Origin of the sequence: Chryseobacterium sp. FP211-J200, from assembly GCF_001643375.1 — a bacterium.
GTDB lineage: Bacteria > Bacteroidota > Bacteroidia > Flavobacteriales > Weeksellaceae > Epilithonimonas > Epilithonimonas ginsengisoli.
The window spans coordinates 20224-42726 of sequence record NZ_LSHB01000040.1 but is presented as its reverse complement, the minus strand read 5'-3'; the positions used below and the strand labels follow the sequence as shown (position 1 = coordinate 42726).

Sequence of the window (22503 nt, the reverse complement as noted above, 5' to 3'; positions counted from 1 at the left end):
AAAGTTCTGATTTTAGAAGCGCTAAAATACGAAATTAATTAAGAGCTAAACGGGAATTTGGAAATAGGAATTTTATTTTCAAAGCTTTTTCTGTAGTGCTTTGTGACTGTTTTTATAAGCCAGGTCTTCCTTATATTTTATCCACTTGGCTTTGAATATCTTCCGCATCAGCTTATCTGTAAATCGCATTACAAAGACGTGGTACAACATACTGACGAACTTGGAAGGTCTATTGGGCAAGGCTCTTAAAGAAAGAGAGAAGCCAGGTTCCAGATAACGGTTGAAATGCCAGACCGCACCGGGAATGAAAAGGGCATCGCCATGGTCCATGTAGATCTCGTGGCCTTTCGCATATTTCAGGGCAGGATATTTTTCATAATCTGGATTTTCGTAATCGATCTCCTCAATGGTGTGGACGGATAATGGCACTTTGTACAAGAACTCATTTTGCTTTTGGTCAAACAACAAGATCCTTTTTTTACCACCAAAATGGATGTGCATAAAATCCCCAAGATCCACATCATAGTGCATCAAAACATGTGCTTCGCTCCCTCCAAAAAAAAGAGTTGGCAGCCGCTTGAAAAACTTGATCCCAAGGTCTGGGTAAGTAAAATCCTTCAATAATTCTGGCAACCGGTCTGTAATAATGTAGAAAAAAATACGAAGGTCGGAAGGTTTGCTTTTGATGACATCTATATAATCTTTCATCTTCATTTTCATCACTGGATCATCCGAACTTTTGGCGGCATCTGCAGGTCTGTTGTCGTAGATGGGAACGATCTGGTCGCCGGCTTTTTCTCGGATATAGTCCAGATTCCATTTGTCATAAGCAGTCCATTGTTTGGCAAATCCCTTTATCAGCAATGGTTTTTGTGGTTTGAAATACTTATTTTGAAAATCGGTTTTGCTTATTTCCTGCAAGGTATCTACGGTTTCCAGAATCATATTGATGATGTTTATTGAACCAAATAAAGTTATAATAATTTTTATAAATCAAATTACTACCGGTAGAAACTTGCTAATTTCAATAAAAGCTTTTGTTAATCAATTAAACTTGAAAGTATTTTCGATGTATTTTTACTTTTATCGCAGGTCTCAAAAGAAAATTAGAAATAATCCGTTTAATTCTTAAATTTGGCTAATGAAAAATATTTATCTCCTTTTTATATCTTTTTCTCTGATAAGCTGTTACACTTATAAAGTGAAAGCAGAAGGCGAGGAAAAACCACAAGAGACTCGAAAACCACAGGTTAGAACCGATGAGGCTGCAGGCAAAATGGCTGCAGCGCGAGCCAATATGGAATCACAAACGTCACAAAAAACTAAGACTAGCAAAGGTAATACACCAAATCAACCGCTGAATGTCCAGGAAAAATTGGAAGCTAATAAATACTTCAAAATAGAAGTAGGAGGAAAACCTTATAAAATTCAAGTAGACAAATGGGAAAGCGATTCGCTGGTTGCCCACGTCATCCACAAACCAAAGAAGATCCTAAAATTTCATAAAAATCAGATCGATCAATCAACTATTGCTGAAAGACGTTTCTCCCAACCAACTGCGGATATCATTACTGTTGTGGCTTATGCAGCCATTGGTGTTGGGATTTGGGCATTGGTGAAATAATGGATTTGAGTAAAATTGATAATAAAACTCAAACTAAAACGATGACCGTATTTTCAAAAAAGCCAATCGGTTGTTTAATTTTAAATCGATATCATCCATAATATCTTTCAGAATTTATTTATAAATATTTTAAATAGTCTCATATTTGTAATCACAAAAGCCAAAAATAGATCTACTATGAAGCTTTTGAATATAATCTACTGATTTACAATGAAAATCGAGCAAATCTATACAGGATGTCTTGCGCAGGGAGCGTATTACATCGTTTCCGAAAACGAAGCGGCCATCATTGATCCGCTTAGAGAGATCAAACCTTACCTCAACCGTCTGCAAAAAGACGAGGTGACACTCAAATATATTTTTGAAACTCATTTCCATGCAGACTTTGTGTCCGGCCATTTGGATCTCTCCAAAAAAACAGGAGCGCCAATCGTTTATGGACCAACCGCAAAACCGGAATTCGAAGCAATCATTGCGGTAGATGAGCAGATCTTTGAAGTAGGAAAAATTAAAATAAAAGTTCTTCACACGCCAGGTCATACCCTTGAAAGTTCAACCTATCTTTTAATTGATGAAGATGGAAAAGAAACGGCTATTTTTTCAGGTGATACCTTGTTTCTAGGCGATGTCGGAAGACCAGATCTCGCTCAGAAATCGGGCGAAATTACAGAAAGAGATCTGGCTGGTATGCTGTACGAAAGTCTTCACACGAAGATCTTGCCATTGGAAGATTCTATCACAGTTTATCCGGCTCACGGTGCTGGTTCTGCGTGTGGAAAGAATATGCAGAAGGAAACGGTCGATACTTTAGGTAATCAGAAAAAAACCAATTATGCGCTGAATCAACCAACCAAAGAAAGTTTTATTGATGAAGTTCTCGACGGTTTGACCGCCCCTCCAAAATATTTCGGGATGAACGTTGCTTTGAACAAAGGCGGCTACGAAAGTTTCGAAAAAGTCCTCAAAAAAGGAAATAATCCCATTTCAGTTGAAGATTTTGAACTGGCAGCAGAAGAAACCGGAGCTTTGATCTTGGATACCAGAAGTGCAGCAGATTTTCATATTGGTTTTGTTCCAAACTCTGTCAATATCGGCATCAAAGGTGATTTTGCACCTTGGGTGGGTGCGATGATCGTGGATGTGCAGCAGCCTATTATTCTGGTTTCAGATCTTGGTTCGGAAGAAGAGGTTATTACGAGATTGAGTAGAGTTGGTTTTGATAATGTGATTGGATTTTTGGAAGGCGGATTCGAAAGTTGGAAAAATTCCGGAAAAGAAATCGATGAGGTCACAAGGATCTCTGCAGAACAATTTGTTTCTGAATACGCTGAAGGTCAGAAAGTTATTGATGTCAGAAAAGAATCAGAATACGAAGCCGAACACATTGATGAAGCTTATAGCAAACCATTGGCTTACATCAATGATTGGGTCAATTCCATTGATCATTCTGAACATTTTTACATCCATTGTGCTGGCGGTTACAGAAGTATGATTGCGGCAAGTATTTTGCAGTCAAGAGGTTATCGTAATTTTACAGAAGTGCAAGGCGGTTTTAATGAAATAAAAAAATTGGAAAAAGTTCCGACGAGTAATTTTATTTGTCAGACCAAAACTTTGTAATTCTAAATTCTAATCTCTAACTTCTTTCAATATGTCACAAAAATTTCAAGAACTCATCCAATCCGAACGGCCTGTTCTCATTGACTTTTTTGCAACTTGGTGTCAGCCGTGCAAAGTGCAGTCCTCTGTTTTGAATTCTGTAAAAGAACAAGTTGGCGAAAAAGCCAGAATCGTGAAAATTGATATAGACCAATTTCCGTCCATTGCTAATCAATACAATGTGCGTGGTGTTCCGACTCTAGCTGTTTTCAAAAATGGAGAGATGCTTTGGAAAGAAAGCGGTGTTCACGATGTGAATTCGTTGGTTGGGTTGTTGGAACAGTATGCGAATTAAGGATTACTCTTATTGAATTTCTTTAAAGTATTAAAATCATAAAGTTTGTCATTCTGAAAGAATCTCGACCAAAACCAATTCAGTGGTTTGGATTCCTTCGGAATGATAATATTGAGTAGAAACTACAAGCTTATTTCAAACCCATCTCTCTCAGCCAAAAACGGAAACTTAGTCCTAAATTCCTTTAATTCTTCCAAATTCCATATAGAAAAAACAACATTATTTTCACGTTCAGAAATTTCTTTTCCATCGGGGAAGTAAACCAAAGAACTTTCTTCATAATCATTTTTATAACCATCAATTCCAATCCTATTCAATCCAAAAAGAAAAGCTTGATTCTCGATGGAACGTGCTTTCAGTAAGGATCTCCAAGCTTCAACTCTGGAACTTGGCCAATTGGCAACATAAAGAATCGCGTCGTAGTCACCTTGATTTCTTGAGAACACAGGAAAACGCAAATCAAAACAAACTTGCAATAGAATCCTGAAACCTTTGTATTCAACAACTTTCCGTTCGGTTCCAGCCGTATAAACTTTATCTTCGCCAGAATAGGAAAACAAATGCCTTTTGTCGTAATATTCAAAATTGCCGTCCGGAAAAACGAAATAAAATCTGTTATAAAATTTCCCATTCTCTTCCACAGAAGCACTTCCTGCAACGGAGGCATTTTTTGATTTTGCAAACGATCTCATCCAGGTCAAAGTTTCCAGATCTCTGTCCGCCACTTCCTCAGCTTCCATACAGAATCCGGTAGAAAACATTTCCGGAAGTAGGAAAATATCAGCTTCTATTGACGAGAATTCATTTTCTATCTTGATGAAATTCTGTTCTTTATTCTTCCAAACGATATCCAAATTTAATCCTGCGATTTTGAGTGTTGACATAACTGAAAATTTTATAATGCAATTTATTAATTTAAAATTCGTTTCTATCATTTGAGTCAAGATTTCAACCTATCATTTCACAACATGATTTATCATAAAGAAATCTTAATAAAAAGCCTTTATAAATTGTCATTTTGAGTTAAAGTTTCCTAAAGAACTGTTAAAAGCACGCCTATTAACTTGTTGAAAATGATATAATTGTAATTTTGCACCACTAAAAAATAAAAGAAATATAATTAATTTATGAAGAAATTCCCATTGTTGTTAGGCTTGTTTTATTTGATCACAACCTCTTTTTTTCCAGTGAGTTCCGAGAATCTTTCTCAATCTCCAGTGACGATCAAAGAAATAAAATTAAGTCCAAAAAAGAATTTCTCACCAGTGAATGAAGCGGAAGAAGTGTACAAGAATCTACAGTTTGAAGGAGAAAAATTGAATTTTGAAGTCTTTGAAAAAGCATTTTTAGGATTCCAAAATTTGAAGAGATCCGGTAAACTGGAAACCACATCGGATTTGCTTTCGGTTTGTGATTTCAGTCTGTCTTCCAATAGAAAGCGCCTTTGGGTGATCGATACTGGAGAGAAAAAAATACTGTTCAATTCCCTGGTTGCACACGGAAAAGGAACAGGTGAAGAGTTTGCAATGAATTTTTCCAACACGGAGGATTCTCACCAGTCAAGTCTCGGATTTTACATCACAGAGCAGACTTACAACGGGGATAACGGCTATTCCTTGAGATTGTTCGGGATGGACAAAGGTTACAATGATGCGGCACTGGAAAGATGCATCGTGATGCACGGCGCCAAGTATGTGAGCGAAGATTTTATCAAAGCTGAAAAGCGATTGGGAAGAAGTTGGGGTTGCCCGGCGGTTCCCAGAGAATTGGCACAACCTATCATCAATACGATCAAAAATAGGACTTGTCTGTTCATCTACTATCCTGATCAAAATTATCTTTCGAGCTCACAATGGTTGAAGGGTAATGAACGAAAAGACCAGATCTTAGGTTCTCCGGAGCAGAAAATGGCAACGAATTAGTAGTAAAAAAGTATAGTGAAAGAAAAATCCCTTCAGAAAACTCTGAAGGGATTTTTGTTTATATTAAGGATTCTTTACCAACAAACGGAAACCTTCGCCGTGAACGTTGATGATCTCCAATCCATCATCTTCCTTCAAAAGTTTTCTCAGTTTTGCGATATAAACATCCATACTTCTCGCGGTGAAGTAATTCTCTTTTTTCCAGATCTTTCTAAGTGCCAGATCTCTCGGCATAAAGTCGTTTCTGTGGATGCAAAGCAATTTCAGAAGTTCGTTTTCTTTTGGAGACAATTTGTATTCGTTCTCCCCAACACGCAGTTGTCTCAACATAGAATCGAAGAAGATATTGCTGATCTTGAACTGTTCCTGGTCTTCATTCTCCAAAACAGCACTTCTTTGTAAGATCGCTTTTATTTTGTAAAGAAGTAGCTCTGTATCAAATGGTTTTGTGATATAATCATCCGCGCCAAGTTGATAACCCTTCAGGATATCTTCACGCATGTTTCTTGCGGTCAAGAAAATGATCGGTGTATTTTTATCGATTTTCTTCACATCTTCTGCCAAAGAGAACCCGTCTTTTTTCGGCATCATCACATCAAAGATGCAGATGTCAAATTCTTTTTCTGTAAACTCTTTCAGTCCCATTTCTCCATCAGTTGCCAAGGTAACCTCGAAATTGTTGATCGTAAGGTAATCTTTCAGAACTGCTCCAAAACTCTGGTCATCTTCTACTAATAATATTCTATTGCTCATATTTTTAATTTTATTTTGATTAATAATTGATCGGAGATAAAGGATGATTGATTTTTATAATCGCTTATCAACCATCATTTATCATTTATATTTTAAACCATTGGTAACTTAATTGTAAATGTGCTTCCTTTTCCTTTGTTAGAATCTACGGAAATTTGACCTTTATGGATTTCTATGATTTTTTTCACATAAGACAATCCAAGTCCTTGTCCTTTTACATTGTGGATATTTCCGGTTTCCTCGCGGAAGAATTTTTCAAAAATTTTGGTTTTGTTCGTTGCATCCATTCCCATGCCTTTGTCAGAGATCTCGATGACGTAGAAGTTGGCTTCGTTTCTTGTACTCACTTTTATTTCAGGTGTTTCCGGAGAATATTTGTTGGCATTGTCCAAAAGATTAATTAAGGCATTCGAAATATGAAACTCATCAACCAAAAAATTATATTTGGTCGCGTTGAAGTCTGTGATCAAAGTCCCATTTCGCTGATCTACAATTAATCGGAAAGATTCTGCCACATCTTTTATCAGTTGTCTCACGTTGGTTTCTTTGAGATGAAGCGGCATTTCGTTTCGTTCCAGTTTTGACATGTTCAGAACCGTTTCTACCTGCTTTTTCATTCTCAGGTTTTCCTGCTTTATCAAGCCAGAATAATATTTGACCTTATCAGGATTGGTCGCTATTTTGTCATTCGCCAAAGAATCTGCAGCTACGGAAATGGTTGCCAAAGGCGTCTTGAACTCGTGCGACATGTTATTGATGAAGTCCGTCTTGATCTCTGCAATTTTCTTCTGACGCATCATATAATTGATGGAAATAATATAGATCCCAAGAATCGTCAACAATGAGATGAAGGTTCCCAAAAGCATCGGCAAATTGTGCTTTACCAAAGAATAATCTTTCCGTGGGAAAACAATAGCAAGCGTGTAAAGCGTTCTGTCTTTGCTGTCTGTGAAAAGCGGATAAGTGTAATTGGTCTTATCTTTTTGATCAAGATAGATGTTATTCGTAATTGTTGTTAGTTTATTAGTTTTGTTAATAATACCGTAACCGAATTTTGTATCAATTCCTTTAAGTTTTAACTCCTTAGTTATTAGAGAATCAATTGTTTTGCTGTCTACACGTTTTTCTATCGGTAAATTTGTTGCGCTCAATCTGGCAAATTGCTTCATTTGATAAGCGTTATTGTCAAGATCTCTACTAATGTCTGTAGTTAAAGGCTCTGGCGAGCTTTTTTTAAGTTTCAGCTGGCCTTCATCTTTATAAAGTTTGGTTGTGTATAAAGTGTCACCTTTTGCGGAAACCGGAATGTTTTGCTTCTCAACAATCGTTGTCTGAAAAAGAATATTGGATCGATTTGCAGAATCGGTACTTTGCTGGATGTAAGTTTTAGTGGGTTGATTTGCAGACGCTAAAACCTCTTTGCCTAAATTATTATATTCTTTATTATAGATCTTATCAACCTCAATTTGATTTATTTTTTGAGTGGAAGTTTCTAAGGCCGAATAGACTTTATTGGAGAAATCCTGCTCAAGTGAGGTGTATAATTCTTTGATCCAATACAACTGCAGAGAGACGAAAACAATCAATGAAATCGTCATAAATACAGAAATGATCGGAATGAATTTGTTGTTCATATCAATTTTTAAGTTTGAAAAGTTAAAATTAATGATTTTAAGAATGTCTCAATAAAAAAAGACGTTTGAAATTATTAAATTTTTCTTAAAATCAACAGATTTAACATTTTATTGTGAATATCAAATATGTTGCCATAAGAAAAGTTTGGTGCGATTTTATCTAATTAAGTTTGTAAAAACATAGAACGTTATGAATTCCGAAATTATTTTTAACACCGATTTAGATTCTGCAAGCGCTTATATTTCTAAGATCTATGATGCAGACGTAACAGAGCTTTGGGATTATTTTACCCAATCCGAATTGATAGACCAATGGTGGGCACCCAAACCGTGGAAATGCGAAACCGATAAAATGGATTTTCGTGAAGGCGGAAATTGGTTATACGCAATGGTTGGTCCAAAAGGTGAAAAAGAATTTGCAATCGCAAACTTTGGCGAAATAATGCATCACAGAAGTATTTCCTGGACAGAGGCTTTCGCTGATGACAAAGGAAAAGTTAAAACAGATTTACCGCAAACCACATGGTTAATAGGCTTCACAGGAATCGATGAAGGCACGAGAATGACCTTCAATCTTCATTTTAAATCCAAAGAAGAACTGACTCAAATTATGGAAATGGGTTTTGAAGAAGGCTTCAAAATGGGATTGAATCAGTTGGAAGATTTGCTAAATCGTTAATTTGTTGAATCGCAGATTATTATCGGCCTAACGATTTTACAAATTAACGATTCAACAATTCAACAAATCATTTACTCCAAATCAATCTCCTCATCTTCAAAATACTGAATAATCGCTTTTTTCATCAAGAGCGATTGTTCATTTGGTTTCAATTCTGGCAGGTCATCCAGTTTGTCATAATGAGGCCAGCCACCTTCGTAATGCGTGAATTTATAATAACCAAACGGTTCTAGCAACCTGCAAACCGCGATGTGCAACAGATTGACCTTATCATCTTTCGTGAATTTCTGTTGTCCGCTTCCCAATTCCTGAACACCAATGATGAACAATAACGTGTCAATTGGCGGGTTTTTCTCAGTTTGAAAATTGACTTCAAAGAAGTGTTCTACTTTTTTCCAAAGTTCTGCTTCGCTCATAATTAATTTTTTAAACCTTCTATTTTAAATAAGAATGCATATTCCAAAGCAATTTCTTTAAGACTTTCAAATCTTCCACTTGCGCCGCCGTGACCAGAACTCATATCGGTTTTGAAGATAAGAATATTGTCATCCGTTTTTAATTCTCTCAATTTTGCTGTCCATTTTGCTGGCTCCCAATATTGAACTTGAGAATCGTGGAAACCTGTGGTAATTAATATGTTAGGATAATTTTTTGCTTCGATATTATCATAAGGCGAATAGGATTTCATATAATCATAATATTCTTTCTCATTCGGATTTCCCCATTCGTCATATTCTCCTGTGGTCAAAGGAATCGTATCATCCAACATTGTCGAAACCACGTCCACAAAAGGAACTTGCGCCACAATCCCGTTGAAAAGTTCAGGGTTGTAATTCATCACTGCACCCACCAAAAGTCCGCCGGCACTTCCGCCCATGGCGTAAAGGTGTTTTGGAGAGGTGTAATTTTCTGTTATTAAGTGCTTTGCAGCATCAATGAAATCAAAAAACGTGTTTTTCTTCTGAAGCATTTTTCCGTCTTCGTACCATTCTCTGCCAAGATATTCTCCGCCTCTTATGTGTGCGATGGCAAAAATATAGCCTCGGTCTAATAGTGACAATCTTGTACTAGAAAAGCTTGCGTCAACCGTATGACCGTAACTTCCGTAGCCGTAGAGTAGTAGTGGCGTATTTTCGGATTTCGGTGTGTCTTTGTGATAAACCAAGGAAATTGGAACTTGTTTTCCATCTCTTGCGGTTGCCCAAATTCTTTCTGAGATATAATTTTCTTTGTTGAATTTTCCGCCTAAAACTTCCTGTTCTTTGAGAAGTTTGGTGGTTTTTTCTTTCATATCATATTCGAAAGTCGAAGCGGGTTTTGTCAAAGATGTGTAGCCGAAACGTAATTTTTCGGTATCAAATTCCATATTCGTTCCGATGTACGCGGTGTAAGTCGGGTCGGAAAACGGCAGATAATGAGAATCTCCGGTTTTGCTCTCGATGATTTTGATTTGAAGAAGTCCGCTTTCTCTTTCTTCCAAAACGAAATAGTCATTAAAAATTTCAAAACCTTCCAACAACACATTTTCTCTGTGCGGAATAAAATCTTCCCAGTTTTCAATCGATGCATTCTCGACTTTTGTTTTTACAATTTTAAAATTGGTAGAATCATCTGCATTCGTAATGATGTAAAAATCATCTTGATAATGCTCCACAGAATATTCCAAATCCTCAGTTCTTGGCTGGATAATTTTCCAATCTGCAAAAACATCATTCGCCGGAATGAATCTGTGTTCGTCTTCATTTGTACTCGATGAAGAGATGAAAATATAGTCTAAAGTCTTGGTTTTGTAAACATTAACGTCAAAAGTCTCATCTTCCTCGTGGAAAATCAAAACGTCTTTTTCAGTTTCAGTTCCTAATTCGTGACGATGGATCTGAAACGCTCTTAGGCTTTCATCTTTTCTAATGTAAAAGACATAATTGTTATCACTTGACCAAACTGCTTTTCCAGTCGTATTGTTAATTTCGTCTCCATAGATTTCGCCGGTTTTCAGATTCTTGAAGAAAATCTTATAAATTCTTCTCCCGACAATATCAGTTGAAAAAGATAGAATGTCATTATTAACGCTGATAGAAATGCTTCCAATATCGAAATATTCGTTGCCTTCCGCTAAAACATTGGCATCCAAAAGAATCTCTTCTTGATTCTCCAAGGTTTGAAACTTTCTTGAGAAAATCGGATATTCTTTCCCATCTTCATATCTTACGATGTACCAGTATTGATTGAAAAAATAAGGTAAAGACTCGTCATCCTTTTTGTAGCGGGATTTCATTTCCTCATAAAGGTCATTCTGAAGGTCTTCTGTTTCCTTCATCACAAAATCTGTGTAGGCATTTTCTTCCTCCAGATATTTGATGACTTCGGGATTTTCACGTTCATTCATCCAGAAATAAGGGTCATTCCTTTGGTCGTTATGAATTTCTAGAAGTTTTTCTATTTTTTTTGCTTTTGGAGCATTCATTTTGTTTTGATTTTTAACGCAAAGGCGCAAGATTAGGTTAAAGTATTAATGTTGAAAGTCGCCAACTTTCAAAGCGGTTAACGATTTATTTTGCGACTTTAAACGTTATTATAGAAATTAATTTTGCGCCTTTGCGATATTTTTTCTAGCTCAAATTTAAACAAAAAACCATCCTCTCAGAAAGAAGACGGTTTTGATTTATGTAAACAATAATTACTTATTGATGCTTTTGATGTATTTTTCTATCGCCATTGTCATAGACGGCGTTTCTTTCGTTGGAGCCATTACGTTGACGGTCAATCCAGCTTCTTCTGCAGCTGCTTGGGTCGTGGTTCCAAAAACAGCGATCTTGGTTTCCTTTTGGTCAAAAGTTGGGAAATTGATCTTCAAAGATTTGATTCCTTGCGGGCTGAAGAAAACCAACATTTCGTAATCATTAATGTCGATATCTGTCAAATCACTCGCCACTGTTTTGTACATGATCGCTCTCGTCCAATCGATGTTCGAAGAGTCCAAAACCTTTGGAACTTCTGGCGTTAAGATATCTGATGATGGCAAAAGATACTTTTCTGATGGGTGTTTTTTGAACAGTGGTGCCAAATCGGAAAAAGTTTTCTCGCCAAAGCTGATCTTTCTTTTTCTGTAGACGATGTGCTTCTGCAAATAGTTGGCAATAGCCTCTGACTGGCAGATGTAGCGCATTGCATCTGGCACTGTGAATCTCATTTCCTCCGCTAATCTAAAATAATGGTCGATCGCGTTTTTGCTTGTGAAAATAATACCGGTGTACTGTGTAAGGTCAATTTTCTGCGTTCTGAGTTCTTTCGCATCCACCCCCTGAACGTGGATAAAAGGACGAAAATCAATTTTGATCTTCTCTTTCTTTGCAATCTCCAAATAAGGCGAAGATTCGTTAGGAGCGGGCTGTGAAACTAAAATAGATTTGATTTTCATCTTAAAATGTCTGTGTTACATTTAATAAAATAAGAACTTCCAAAGTACCAACACGGGTACTATTTGAAGCGTGCAAATATACAAAAATTTATAATACCATTTTTCGGGCAAAATAGCCTGCTTGTGAAAAATATAGATGAGGTTTTTCAACACGAACAAGGATATTAATACTATAATGATCGTATAAAAATATTGTACCAGATCCAAAGGATAGAAATAAAGTGCAAATCCAGCGATGATCAATCCAATAGATTCCAAGAAATAGAACTTACTGGAGATCAGGGCCAAACCTTTCAGATTCTTTCCGTCGCCAATGCTGTTGTAAAAGAAAAAAGTGAGCAAATTTTTGATAATGTCAAAAGAGATCACTGCTAAGAAGGCAAAACCAAATTTGTTGAGCTGAACGCCAAACAACTGAATATCGGAGATGAACTTCGGGACAACAGGTACGAACTGTGACAGAAGTACAGCGATCATCACGCTTCTGACAATGGAAATGATCGTCCAGGAAGGTGTTAGATTATTAGAATCCTCGATCTTCTGTGTAAGAAAATCCTTGATGTTAGCATCGCGGTTGAAAACAGAAAGCACGATAATGTAAGCGAAAATACTCCCGAGAATACAATATACCACCCAATCATTATGTTCTGCTATTCTTACCAAGCTCCAAATTTTTTGCAAAAATAAGAATTAGAAATTGTTATAGGTTTATTTGTAAGTTAAATAATTGAGATAATTTTTCTGTAGGAATCTACTTCTCATCGATATTATTCTTATTATTAATTCGATTAAAACTTTTCACAATTAAAATGAGTTTCAAAACCTTTGTCATATTACTGTCTATCGTCGGCATATTTTACATTCCCGGGAAAATTCTCATTTCGAATAGTGATTTAATAGAGGTCAAGGCAACAGTAACTGAAGTTAGGAAAAGCGGAAACCGGGTGCCATATTATAAATTCAAGACCAAAGAATATCCGGGTGTTTTTTACAATTCAGGAAATGGGATGCTTTCTTATTTCAAAAATGACGAGGCGATCTTGAAAAATTCCATTAATAAGAAACTGACTTTTTACATTAATGAAAATGAAAACTTAGAAAATGATGACGATAAGTTTTACGTTGCATTAAATTCAAAATCGAAATGGACGGATCTGTTTTACTACAACATCAGATCTTTTACAAAGTTTTTCTTTGCCATTTTTTGTCTTTTTCTTTTGATTATCAATACAATTGCGATTTATAGATATAAAATGAAGTTGTTTGAGATTTCGTTTATGGTCTATTTGGCTTTGTTCTTTTTGGTGCTTGGGCTGTAAGTTGCAATTCACTTCACTCTTTCCGTAAAACTGACCGCTTCATCAAACCTTTTGCTCCAAGGTAAAAAATATTGCAAGACCATTGGAACATGCTTTTTGTTTAAGTTAATTGGCTTCACATTTGGCTGGAAAGGTTTCAGGGCTTTCAAAAAATTATCATTGGCGACTTTTATGGAAGGATAAGTTTTCTCTCCCACGTAAATCAAAAAAGGCGGTGTTTTGTCATTAATGAAATAAATAGACGACGCTTGTTTCCATTTTTCAGGGTCTTTGCTCCAGGTGATATCGTAATTATCTGCTGAAGTTGGCGGATATTTTTCCAAATAATTTTTCATATCGATTCCCGCAGCATCAATCATGATAATTCCTGAAATTTTTTTTTCCAGGATTCCGTATTTAGGATTCATCACGGCGGAAGTTGCCAATTGTCCACCAGCAGAATGTCCAGAGATGAAAATTCGTTCAGGATTTCCGTGGTAATTTTTAGCATTTGCTTTTGTAAATTGAATGGCTGAAGCGATTTCCTTTGTCATTTGATCCACGTCAGCATTTGGACTCAAAGTGTAATCTGGAATCACGACCACCATATTTTTGCGGGCAAAATTTCTCCCGAGAAGGTTGTACTTATTCTTATTTCCTGTGTTCCAGTTTCCGCCGTAGACGAAAATAAGGACTGGATAGTTTTCGTTCTTAATGTTTCTCGGTGTGAAAATATTGAGCTTTACATCTTCACCATTATTATTTTGGGTATAGGAAATATCCTTGTAAGCCAATGTCGGTTTGCAACTGATTATCATTAAGGCAAATAAAAGGAGTGTTGTTGATTTATACATTTTATTCATTAATAAAATAATGTACGAATAATTTGAGTTTTTAGATTGTAAATGATTTTAAGATGTTATCATTTCTATTAAAAAAAGTTAATTTCCAACACGCCAAATAAACATTAGCGATTAAAGATTATCTTTGCGGATTATTTGCCGGATGAAGAAATTGGTTATTATTCCCACCTACAACGAAAAAGAGAACATCGAAAAGATCATTTCGGCTGTTTTTGCTTTGCAGCAAGATTTCCACGTTTTGGTGGTGGACGATTCTTCGCCCGACGGAACGGCTGAGATCGTAAAAGGTCTGAGAGAGAAGTTTCCGCTTCAATTGCATTTGACCGTTCGAAAGATCAAAGATGGACTTGGCAAGGCTTACATCCATGGTTTCCAATGGGCAATTCACAACGATTATAATTATATTTTCGAGATGGATGCCGATTTTTCCCACAATCCGAAAGATCTGATTAAACTTTATGAAGCTTGTAAAGCTGCAGATATGGCCGTTGGTTCCAGATATTCTCAAGGTGTGAATGTGGTCAATTGGCCGATGGGCCGGGTTTTGTTGTCTTATTTCGCTTCGAAGTATGTGCGATTTGTTCTTGGACTTCCCATTCATGATACGACGGCGGGATTTGTTTGTTTTAAGAAAGAAACATTGATCTCGATCGGGCTTGACAAGATCAAACTGAAAGGATACGGATTCCAGGTTGAGATGAAATACCGCGTTTTCAAAAAGAATATGAAAATTGTAGAAGTTCCAATCATTTTTACCGATAGGACGGAAGGTGTGAGCAAGATGAACGGCGGGATCATCCAGGAAGCAGTTTTCGGTGTTTTGAATTTGAAATGGAAAAACCTGATCGGAAAATTGTAGATCATGAAGCATTTCTTTTACATATCAATGATTTTATGCGTTTTGTCCTGTACAGAGGCGATAGAAAAACCGAAAGACATTTTGCCGGAAGACAAGATGTCCGAGATCATTGCGGATTTTGCCATCAATGAGCAGAATTATACCATCGGAAATAATATCAATTCTGAAAATGCCACAAGATTCATTCTGAAAAAATACAAGATCAAAGGTGAATTGTTCACCAAAAGCTATGAATATTACATGACCAAACCTGAAGTGATCCAAGAGATTTTGGATGACGCTCAGAAAATCATCGTAGCAAAAGACCCAAAAGCAGAAGCATTCATCAATAAAAAATTAAAAGAAAATCCGGGAATACCGCCGCAAGCGAGATAAATTATGCAAAAATTTTTTGAAATAGAAAAAACTTCAGAGTCCAAAGCAAGAGCTGGAGTTATCAATACCGACCACGGGCAGATCCAAACACCGATCTTTATGCCGGTAGGAACGGTTGCATCTGTGAAAACCGTTCACCAGAGAGAACTTAAAGAAGATATAAAAGCGCAGATCATTTTAGGTAATACCTATCATTTGATGCTTCGTCCTACGATGGACATTATGGAGAAAGCAGGCGGTCTTCACCAATTTATGAATTGGGACCTGCCGATCTTGACAGATTCTGGTGGTTACCAGGTTTTCTCATTAGCGAAAAGCAGAAAGATCACGGAAGAGGGGGTGAAATTCAAATCGCACATCGACGGTAGTCTGCGGTTTATGTCACCAGAGATCTCTATGCAGATCCAAAGACAAATTGGCGCCGATATTTTTATGGCTTTTGATGAATGTATTGCTTATCCAAGCGACTATAATGCTGTGAAGACATCGATGGAGCTCACGCACCGTTGGTTGAAAAGATGCATCACTTGGACTGAGGAAAACAAAGAGTTGTACGGTCACAAACAGAGATTATTCCCAATTGTTCAGGGTTCTTGTTATTCTGATCTGAGAAAAATTTCGGCTGAGGTCATTTCAGAAGCTGACGCAGAAGGTAATGCGATTGGTGGATTGTCAGTTGGCGAACCAGAACCGGAAATGTACAGGATCACAGACGAAGTGACAGATGTTCTCCCGAAAGATAAACCGCGATATTTGATGGGTGTTGGAACGCCTTGGAATATCCTCGAAAGCATTGGTCTTGGCGTGGATATGATGGATTGCGTAATGCCGACCAGAAATGCAAGAAACGCCATGCTCTTCACTTGGCAAGGTGTGATGAATATGAAAAACGAACGTTGGAAAGAAGATTTTTCACCGCTTGATGAGTTTGGGACGAGTTTTGTGGACAGCGCCTACAGCAAGGCTTACGTGCGTCACCTTTTCGTTTCGAAGGAATATTTGGCAAAACAAATTGCATCGATCCATAACCTGGCGTTTTACCTTGATTTAGTGAAAGTTGCGAGAGAACACATTGTTGCCGGCGATTTCTACCAGTGGAAAGATTCTATCGTTCCTCAGTTGAAACAAAGGCTTTAGAAGATTCAAGAAAAAAAGTTAAAAGAATCAAAAGAAAATCATTTATCAATCATCATTTATCAATTATAACTCGATGAAAATCATAGATCTTTACGTCATCAAAAAATATTTGGGAACCCTCATTTTTATGTTGGCGCTTTTGTCTATCATTATTATGGTTGTGGATGTGCAGGCAAAAACACCCAGGATTGAGAGCAATGGATTTACAGTTGGTTATTTCCTGCTCAATTTTTATCCGTTCTGGATCCTGAATTTGATTCTGACCTTTATGTCGATCTTGGTTTTCATTACCGTGATCTTCTTCACCTCCAGGATGGCCAATAATACCGAGATTGTAGCGGTTATCAGTAGTGGAGCCAGTTTTCACAGATTTGCTAGGCCTTATTTGATTACTTCTTTGTTGATTTTCATGGCAACTTTGGCGGTGAATCATTTCATTTTACCTTGGGCCAATATCAAGAAAAATGTTCTCGAACCTTACACTTATAACAGCGTCAACAAGGAGAAGTTGTTGGGAAATATGAGCATTGCGTCGAATATCAGTCCTACCGATTATATTTTTGTCAATAGCTACAACAAGAAAGAAAACCGCGGGAATGGCTACATGTATCAGAAGTTTGATAAGAACAAAAAGCTGATTTACCAGATCACGGCACTCGATATCCAATGGGATGCGAAGAAAAAGCACTTCATTATTAATAATTATACCGAAAGAACTGCCGGGAAAAATGACACCGAAATATTAGGGCAAGGCACGACGAAGGTTCAGGATTTCAAATTGCCACCTTCCGAGTTGTTTCCAGATAAATTGGTCGCGCAAAATAAAACCACACCTGAGCTGATAACCTTGATCAATCGGGAAAAAATGAAAGGAAACAACAACGTCACTTCCTTCTATAACGAGCTTTATCAAAGAACATCCATGCCGGTTTCGATCATTATCTTGACGTTTTTGGGACTGTCATTGTCGTCTCAGAAAAAGCGTGGTGGACTTGGGCTTAATCTCGCTGTGGGGATTGCTTTGGCGTTCCTATTCGTGTTTTCTTTTCAGGTTTTGAATGTCGTTTCCGAAAACAAAACTTTGCCACCACTATTGGCAATGTGGCTTCCGAATATCATTTTTGCACCTGTCGCTGCTTATCTTTACATTAAAAGAGCGAATCAGTAATTTGTTTGAGGTAAAATCGTAAAACTGTTTGTTTAAAAGTCCAAAGTTAATATAGGAGTTCAATCTCTTTGTGGAAAAATTTCTGCAAACCTTCATTTTCCAGTTCGATCCAAAGAAAACCATTTTTGTCAGCATTTTTGATGATGCCATTTTGGCGCAAATCGTTTTTCTGAAAAACAGAGATCTCGTCTTTTCGGAAAAGGGAACTATTATAGATATTCAGGATTTCTTCCGGATTAATGTCTTTCAGTCTTGAAATTATGTGTTGATGAAATTCATTAACGAATTGATTCAAATCGAAATTTAAACCTGTGACAGACAATACGGAACCGGCTTTCGGAAGGTTTGAAAAATCGTATTGAAGCACATTGATCCCAATTCCAATGATGTAATATTCCTCATGATCGATCTTCTTTTTCTCGATCAGGATTCCACAAACCTTTTTTCCATTTAAGATAATATCGTTCGGCCATTTGATTTTAACATTTGCGTTTGTCAGATTGGCAAGAAAATCCCGGACAATGATCGCGGTATAGTAATTGAGGAATGTATCGGAAATATTGATTTTTGAAGTTTTCAAAGCAAGCGAGTAAGCCAGGTTTTGATTCGGAATGACCTTCCAGATATTTCCGTATTGACCGCGACCTTTAGTTTGATTAAAAGTAAAAACAGCAGTTGATTCGTCTTCATTCAAAACAGAGAGTATTTCGTCATTTGTAGAAAAACAATTTTCGAAGTGGTGTAAACGGGTCATTTATGAAAACTTTAAGAGATAATAAACATGAGAAAGGAAAGATAAATAGATAAAAATCAATAAATTTGCAAATTAGACAATTTTTTGAATGAGTAAAATTACAGAAAAACAATTATTAATCGATAAGATCGTAGATTCGATTCAAGATACAAAAGGTGAAGATATTTTGGTCTTCGATTTAACAGGAATAGAAAACGCCGCAGCAGAAACTTTTATCATCTGCAGTGGAAATTCCAATACACAAGTTTCGGCAATCGCCGGCAATATCCAAAAAAACGTAAGAAACGACCTCAATGACAGACCTTGGCATGTAGAGGGTACTGAAAACTCAATGTGGGTTTTGGTAGATTACGTTTCCGTGGTCGTGCACATTTTCCAAAAAGAGATCCGTGAATATTACGACATCGAAGAACTTTGGGGTGATGCAAAGATCACAAAAATAGAAAGTTAAAAGATGCACTTTAGCATCATCAATCTTTAAAAATTAAAAATGAATAACAAAGGATTCAACTGGTTCATACCCGTTTTATTGGGACTCATTTTACTCATATTTCTTCCAGGACTTCTTGGAGACTCTATGGTAAAAAACATTGATGAAAAAGAATTTTACACACTTGTAGAAAAAGGGAAAGTTGGCGAAGTAATGGTCTACAGAGACAACTTCAAAGCTGATGTTTACCTTACAAAAGCAGCAAAAGCTGAACTAAAAAAGACGGATAAGGAGAGCGATCCACTTTCTGTGATCAATATCAAACCAAGTCCGGATTTTGTCCTGACTTATGGTGATCTTAGATATTTCCAGGAAAGATTTGAAAGCATCAATACCAAACTGCCTACTCAGGCAAGAATGGAATTTGGTAAAAGCCAAAGTGGTTTCTCCGAGTTGCTATTTACTTTAGCACTGTGGGGTGGACTTTTCGCTTTGTTGTACTTCTTCATTTTCAGAAAAATGGGTGGTGGCGCAGGCGGACCTGGCGGACAGATTTTCAGCATTGGGAAATCTAAAGCCAAATTGTTCGACGAGAAGGACAAGATGCAGATCACTTTCAAGGATGTTGCAGGATTGGAAGGTGCTAAAGAAGAAGTTCAGGAAGTTGTAGATTTCTTGAAGAATTCTGAAAAATATACAAAACTTGGAGGTAAAATCCCAAAAGGTGTTCTATTGGTAGGTCCTCCGGGAACTGGTAAAACCTTGTTGGCGAAAGCTGTAGCAGGTGAAGCTAAAGTTCCGTTCTTCTCCCTTTCAGGTTCTGATTTTGTTGAAATGTTTGTGGGTGTTGGAGCTTCCAGAGTAAGAGATCTTTTTGCTCAGGCTAAAGCGAAATCTCCTGCCATTATTTTCATCGATGAGATCGATGCGATTGGTAGAGCGAGAGGAAAAGGTGGTTTCCAAGGTGGAAATGATGAGCGTGAAAATACATTGAACCAATTACTGACAGAGATGGATGGTTTTGGAACAGATGTGAACGTAATCGTGATGGCTGCTACAAACCGTGCCGATATTTTGGATAAAGCATTAATGAGAGCTGGTCGTTTTGACCGTTCAATCTATGTGGATCTTCCGGAGTTGCACGAGAGACAACAGATCTTTGATGTTCATTTGGCTAAGATCAAAATGGATGACTCAATCGATAGAGAATTCTTGGCAAAACAAACACCAGGTTTCAGCGGTGCTGATATCGCCAATGTTTGTAATGAAGCCGCTTTGATCGCTGCAAGAAACTCTCATGAATCAGTTAATAAACAAGATTTCTTGGACGCAGTTGACAGGATCATCGGCGGCCTTGAGAAGAAAAATAAAGCCATCAAACCTTCTGAGAAAAGAAGAGTTGCTTTCCACGAAGCTGGTCACGCGACAATCTCTTGGTTGGTTGAGCATGCAGCACCACTTCTAAAAGTGACAATCGTCCCGAGAGGACGTTCACTTGGAGCCGCTTGGTACCTTCCGGAAGAAAGACAATTGACCACGACGCAACAAATGTTGGATGAGATTTGTGCAACATTGGGCGGTAGAGCTGCAGAACAAGCTGTTTTTGGTAACATTTCTACTGGAGCATTGTCAGATCTTGAAAGAGTTACGAAACAAGCTCAGGCGATGGTTACGATCTACGGTTTGAACGATAAAGTAGGAAATATTTCTTACTATGACAGTTCAGGACAGTCGGAATACAGTTTTGGAAAACCTTACTCTGAGCAAACTGCGAAACTGATTGATGAAGAAATTTCGAAATTGGTGGAAACGCAATATGAGAGAGCAGTGAATATCTTGACAGAAAATAGAGATAAACTGGATGCTCTGGCAAACAAACTTTTGGAAAAAGAAGTGATCTTCCGTGAGGATCTTGAAGAAATTTTCGGAAAACGTGCCTGGGATCCTGAGTTGACAGAGAAACCAGTGTCGAGTATTGATAATCCAGTAGATGCTGGAAACGTCTTAAATCCAGAGAGTTAAATCTTATTTAACTGCATTGTAAAAAGAAAATCCTAATTTATTTAGGATTTTCTTTTAAAATAAAGTTTTGGTTTTTAGCCGATTATAATTATTTTTTTACATTTGTACTAATTAAAGCATAGAAAAATTGAGTCTGTTTAAAAAACTCGTCAATAAAATAATGAATCAGCCCGAAGAGGAGCAGCCAGATGTTACAAAACTGGCAGACCAACTTCGTGATGCAGATCTAGATTATAAATTTGCGCAACTATTTACGCATTCAGGGGGATTTTTTAATTATTGCGCAGATGAATCTGAAGCATTGCAGACGCTCAATCAAATTATCAAGATAGAACAAGTTAAGGATGTCTTCTGTTGGGATCAGGATCTGAGAAACTTCTTGGATGTGATAAAAACACCTTACACGCCAGAATTGACAGAACAAAACGATGCCGCTTTCATCACTTGTGAATATCTAATTGCCTTTGACGGCAGAATTATGCTTTCACACAACAATATTTTACATTACCATTCTTCAAGATTGCCGAGCAAAATTATCATTATGGCCAATGTTTCTCAGATTGCCAATAATCTGAATGAGGCGATGATGAAGGTAAAACGTGCGGGAAATCTTAAAAATCTGACCTCTATCAGCGGAAGTCAGTCCAAATTAGACACACCTAATAAGGATAATACCAAACTTTTCTTACTTTTGCTCGAAGATTAAATTTCAGCTTTGGATAAAAATTTCATTCAGCGGACAATTTCCGGGATCATTTATGTTTTGGTTATTGCTATTTGCACCACGCCGCTAGGCGAAAATCTCTTTAGCAGTTTCCTGCCACAAGTAAAACAGCAATATCTTTTTTACGGATTCATCACATTCCTTCTTATTGTTGGATTATACGAATGCATTAGGCTGATGAAATTTGATAACAGCATTTACAAATGGCTCGTTTTTCCTGTTGCCGCGATTATTTACTACCGATTTACCAAACGATTTTTCAACCACGATTTTCTCAACGGCTATAGCATCAACAACTATTTCAGCGAGATACTTGCATTAGGATTAATAGTAATAGCCGTCGTTACACTTTTCAAATATTCCCGAGAACTTTACTTCGAAAACGGAAAACTGATTTTCACAGTCGTTTACGTGACTTTACCATTCGCATTTTCATTAGGCTTGCCCAAATTCAGTACGTTTGATTCGAGCAAAACTTTCACTTTAGAAATCTTTATGCTTTTTGTATTGATCTGGAGCAGTGATACTTTTGCGTATCTCACAGGAAAATTCTTCGGAAAACACAAGATGGCGCCAAAGATTTCCCCGAAGAAAACCTGGGAAGGATTTGCTGGCGGCGTGGTTCTGACATTGATTTTGGGATTCTTCGTAGAACAATATTTCCCTGAACTTCGAGGAAACTGGATGATGGTTGGATTCCTGGTTTCCGTATTCGCGCCGTTAGGAGATTTGGTAGAAAGTCAGTTAAAACGTAGTTTTGCAGTCAAAGACAGTGGGAATATCATTCCGGGTCACGGTGGCGTCTTGGACAGGTTGGATAGCTTTATCATCTGCGTTCCGGTTGTCTATCTCTATTTTATCTTAGAAAAACTAGTTTAGAATCAATTAT

24 protein-coding genes are annotated in these 22503 nt (G+C 37.2%); 14 read left to right on the top strand and 10 right to left on the bottom strand.

Features of this window, described 5'->3' with window-relative positions; genetic code table 11:
* Nucleotides 1–78 precede the first annotated feature (78 nt).
* Entirely contained in the window at nucleotides 79–945 is an 867-nt protein-coding gene (locus tag AXA65_RS12925) for a cupin-like domain-containing protein (protein WP_063970510.1), read from the bottom strand.
* Nucleotides 946–1141: 196 nt separating this feature from the next.
* On the opposite strand from AXA65_RS12925, the gene AXA65_RS12920 reads away from it, so the two are divergent.
* From AXA65_RS12920 to AXA65_RS12910, 3 genes are all read left to right on the top strand, one after another.
* Nucleotides 1142–1624 (top strand): hypothetical protein, encoded by a 483-nt coding sequence (locus AXA65_RS12920; RefSeq protein ID WP_063970509.1) that lies wholly within the window; start codon nucleotides 1142–1144, stop codon nucleotides 1622–1624.
* A gap of 210 nt (nucleotides 1625–1834) precedes the next feature.
* Complete coding sequence (locus tag AXA65_RS12915; protein WP_063970508.1) at nucleotides 1835–3244, top strand: MBL fold metallo-hydrolase; 1410 nt, start codon at nucleotides 1835–1837, stop codon at nucleotides 3242–3244.
* A gap of 31 nt (nucleotides 3245–3275) precedes the next feature.
* Nucleotides 3276–3578: a thioredoxin family protein gene (locus AXA65_RS12910; RefSeq protein WP_063970507.1), complete on the top strand. Its 303-nt coding sequence runs from the start codon at nucleotides 3276–3278 to the stop codon at nucleotides 3576–3578.
* A 122-nt stretch (nucleotides 3579–3700) separates the two neighbouring features.
* Here the strand turns inward: AXA65_RS12910 and AXA65_RS12905 are convergent, their stop codons facing one another.
* The gene (locus tag AXA65_RS12905) at nucleotides 3701–4462 is read right to left on the bottom strand and encodes a nitrilase-related carbon-nitrogen hydrolase (RefSeq protein WP_063970506.1); all 762 of its coding nucleotides are present in this window, start codon (nucleotides 4460–4462) and stop codon (nucleotides 3701–3703) included.
* Between the two features lie 243 nt (nucleotides 4463–4705).
* Between AXA65_RS12905 and AXA65_RS12900 the strand changes: the two genes are divergently transcribed.
* Nucleotides 4706–5500 carry a murein L,D-transpeptidase catalytic domain family protein gene (locus AXA65_RS12900; protein WP_063970505.1) on the top strand — a complete coding sequence of 265 codons (795 nt, stop codon included), beginning with the start codon at nucleotides 4706–4708 and terminating at the stop codon, nucleotides 5498–5500.
* 63 nt (nucleotides 5501–5563) lie between these two features.
* On the opposite strand, the gene AXA65_RS12895 is transcribed toward AXA65_RS12900, so the two are convergent.
* Nucleotides 5564–6253: a response regulator transcription factor gene (locus tag AXA65_RS12895; protein WP_063970504.1), complete on the bottom strand. Its 690-nt coding sequence runs from the start codon at nucleotides 6251–6253 to the stop codon at nucleotides 5564–5566.
* Between the two features lie 92 nt (nucleotides 6254–6345).
* On the bottom strand, nucleotides 6346–7887 hold the full coding sequence (locus AXA65_RS12890; protein ID WP_063970503.1) for a sensor histidine kinase: 1542 nt from the start codon (nucleotides 7885–7887) through the stop codon (nucleotides 6346–6348).
* 190 nt (nucleotides 7888–8077) lie between these two features.
* Between AXA65_RS12890 and AXA65_RS12885 the strand changes: the two genes are divergently transcribed.
* Nucleotides 8078–8566: an SRPBCC domain-containing protein gene (locus AXA65_RS12885; RefSeq protein WP_063970502.1), complete on the top strand. Its 489-nt coding sequence runs from the start codon at nucleotides 8078–8080 to the stop codon at nucleotides 8564–8566.
* A gap of 71 nt (nucleotides 8567–8637) precedes the next feature.
* Here AXA65_RS12885 and AXA65_RS12880 read toward each other — a convergent pair whose 3' ends face one another.
* From AXA65_RS12880 to AXA65_RS12865, 4 genes are all read right to left on the bottom strand, one after another.
* The gene (locus tag AXA65_RS12880) at nucleotides 8638–8982 is read right to left on the bottom strand and encodes a hypothetical protein (RefSeq protein WP_063970501.1); all 345 of its coding nucleotides are present in this window, start codon (nucleotides 8980–8982) and stop codon (nucleotides 8638–8640) included.
* A 2-nt stretch (nucleotides 8983–8984) separates the two neighbouring features.
* On the bottom strand, nucleotides 8985–11030 hold the full coding sequence (locus AXA65_RS12875; protein WP_063970500.1) for a S9 family peptidase: 2046 nt from the start codon (nucleotides 11028–11030) through the stop codon (nucleotides 8985–8987).
* Nucleotides 11031–11243: 213 nt separating this feature from the next.
* Complete coding sequence (locus AXA65_RS12870) at nucleotides 11244–11984, bottom strand: uroporphyrinogen-III synthase (protein ID WP_063970499.1); 741 nt, start codon at nucleotides 11982–11984, stop codon at nucleotides 11244–11246.
* A gap of 21 nt (nucleotides 11985–12005) precedes the next feature.
* Nucleotides 12006–12647, bottom strand: coding sequence for a DUF4271 domain-containing protein (locus AXA65_RS12865; protein WP_228391679.1), 642 nt, complete (start codon nucleotides 12645–12647; stop codon nucleotides 12006–12008).
* A gap of 146 nt (nucleotides 12648–12793) precedes the next feature.
* Here AXA65_RS12865 and AXA65_RS12860 point away from each other — a divergent pair, with 146 nt between their 5' ends.
* Nucleotides 12794–13303 carry a hypothetical protein gene (locus tag AXA65_RS12860; protein WP_063970497.1) on the top strand — a complete coding sequence of 170 codons (510 nt, stop codon included), beginning with the start codon at nucleotides 12794–12796 and terminating at the stop codon, nucleotides 13301–13303.
* 8 nt (nucleotides 13304–13311) lie between these two features.
* Here the strand turns inward: AXA65_RS12860 and AXA65_RS12855 are convergent, their stop codons facing one another.
* Complete coding sequence (locus tag AXA65_RS12855; RefSeq protein ID WP_063970496.1) at nucleotides 13312–14136, bottom strand: alpha/beta hydrolase; 825 nt, start codon at nucleotides 14134–14136, stop codon at nucleotides 13312–13314.
* A gap of 151 nt (nucleotides 14137–14287) precedes the next feature.
* On the opposite strand from AXA65_RS12855, the gene AXA65_RS12850 reads away from it, so the two are divergent.
* From AXA65_RS12850 to AXA65_RS12835, 4 genes are all read left to right on the top strand, one after another.
* A complete protein-coding gene (locus tag AXA65_RS12850; protein ID WP_063970495.1) occupies nucleotides 14288–15004 on the top strand; it encodes a polyprenol monophosphomannose synthase in 717 nt (238 codons plus the stop codon).
* A 3-nt stretch (nucleotides 15005–15007) separates the two neighbouring features.
* Nucleotides 15008–15379: a DUF4296 domain-containing protein gene (locus AXA65_RS12845; RefSeq protein WP_063970494.1), complete on the top strand. Its 372-nt coding sequence runs from the start codon at nucleotides 15008–15010 to the stop codon at nucleotides 15377–15379.
* 3 nt (nucleotides 15380–15382) lie between these two features.
* Nucleotides 15383–16516: a tRNA guanosine(34) transglycosylase Tgt gene (tgt, locus tag AXA65_RS12840; RefSeq protein WP_063970493.1), complete on the top strand. Its 1134-nt coding sequence runs from the start codon at nucleotides 15383–15385 to the stop codon at nucleotides 16514–16516.
* 73 nt (nucleotides 16517–16589) lie between these two features.
* Nucleotides 16590–17684, top strand: a complete 1095-nt coding sequence (locus tag AXA65_RS12835; RefSeq protein ID WP_063970492.1) for an LptF/LptG family permease — start codon at nucleotides 16590–16592, stop codon at nucleotides 17682–17684.
* A 46-nt stretch (nucleotides 17685–17730) separates the two neighbouring features.
* Here AXA65_RS12835 and AXA65_RS12830 read toward each other — a convergent pair whose 3' ends face one another.
* On the bottom strand, nucleotides 17731–18438 hold the full coding sequence (locus tag AXA65_RS12830; RefSeq protein ID WP_063970491.1) for a biotin--[acetyl-CoA-carboxylase] ligase: 708 nt from the start codon (nucleotides 18436–18438) through the stop codon (nucleotides 17731–17733).
* Nucleotides 18439–18526: 88 nt separating this feature from the next.
* Here AXA65_RS12830 and rsfS point away from each other — a divergent pair, with 88 nt between their 5' ends.
* The 4 genes from rsfS to AXA65_RS12810 all read left to right on the top strand — a co-directional run bounded on the left by rsfS (nucleotide 18527) and on the right by AXA65_RS12810 (nucleotide 22493).
* Nucleotides 18527–18889 (top strand): ribosome silencing factor, encoded by a 363-nt coding sequence (gene rsfS, locus AXA65_RS12825; RefSeq protein ID WP_028121978.1) that lies wholly within the window; start codon nucleotides 18527–18529, stop codon nucleotides 18887–18889.
* Nucleotides 18890–18928: 39 nt separating this feature from the next.
* Entirely contained in the window at nucleotides 18929–20890 is a 1962-nt protein-coding gene (ftsH, locus tag AXA65_RS12820) for an ATP-dependent zinc metalloprotease FtsH (protein ID WP_063970490.1), read from the top strand.
* A 127-nt stretch (nucleotides 20891–21017) separates the two neighbouring features.
* Nucleotides 21018–21596 carry an LUD domain-containing protein gene (locus tag AXA65_RS12815; RefSeq protein WP_034973517.1) on the top strand — a complete coding sequence of 193 codons (579 nt, stop codon included), beginning with the start codon at nucleotides 21018–21020 and terminating at the stop codon, nucleotides 21594–21596.
* 9 nt (nucleotides 21597–21605) lie between these two features.
* Nucleotides 21606–22493, top strand: a complete 888-nt coding sequence (locus AXA65_RS12810; RefSeq protein WP_063970489.1) for a phosphatidate cytidylyltransferase — start codon at nucleotides 21606–21608, stop codon at nucleotides 22491–22493.
* Nucleotides 22494–22503 lie beyond the last annotated feature (10 nt).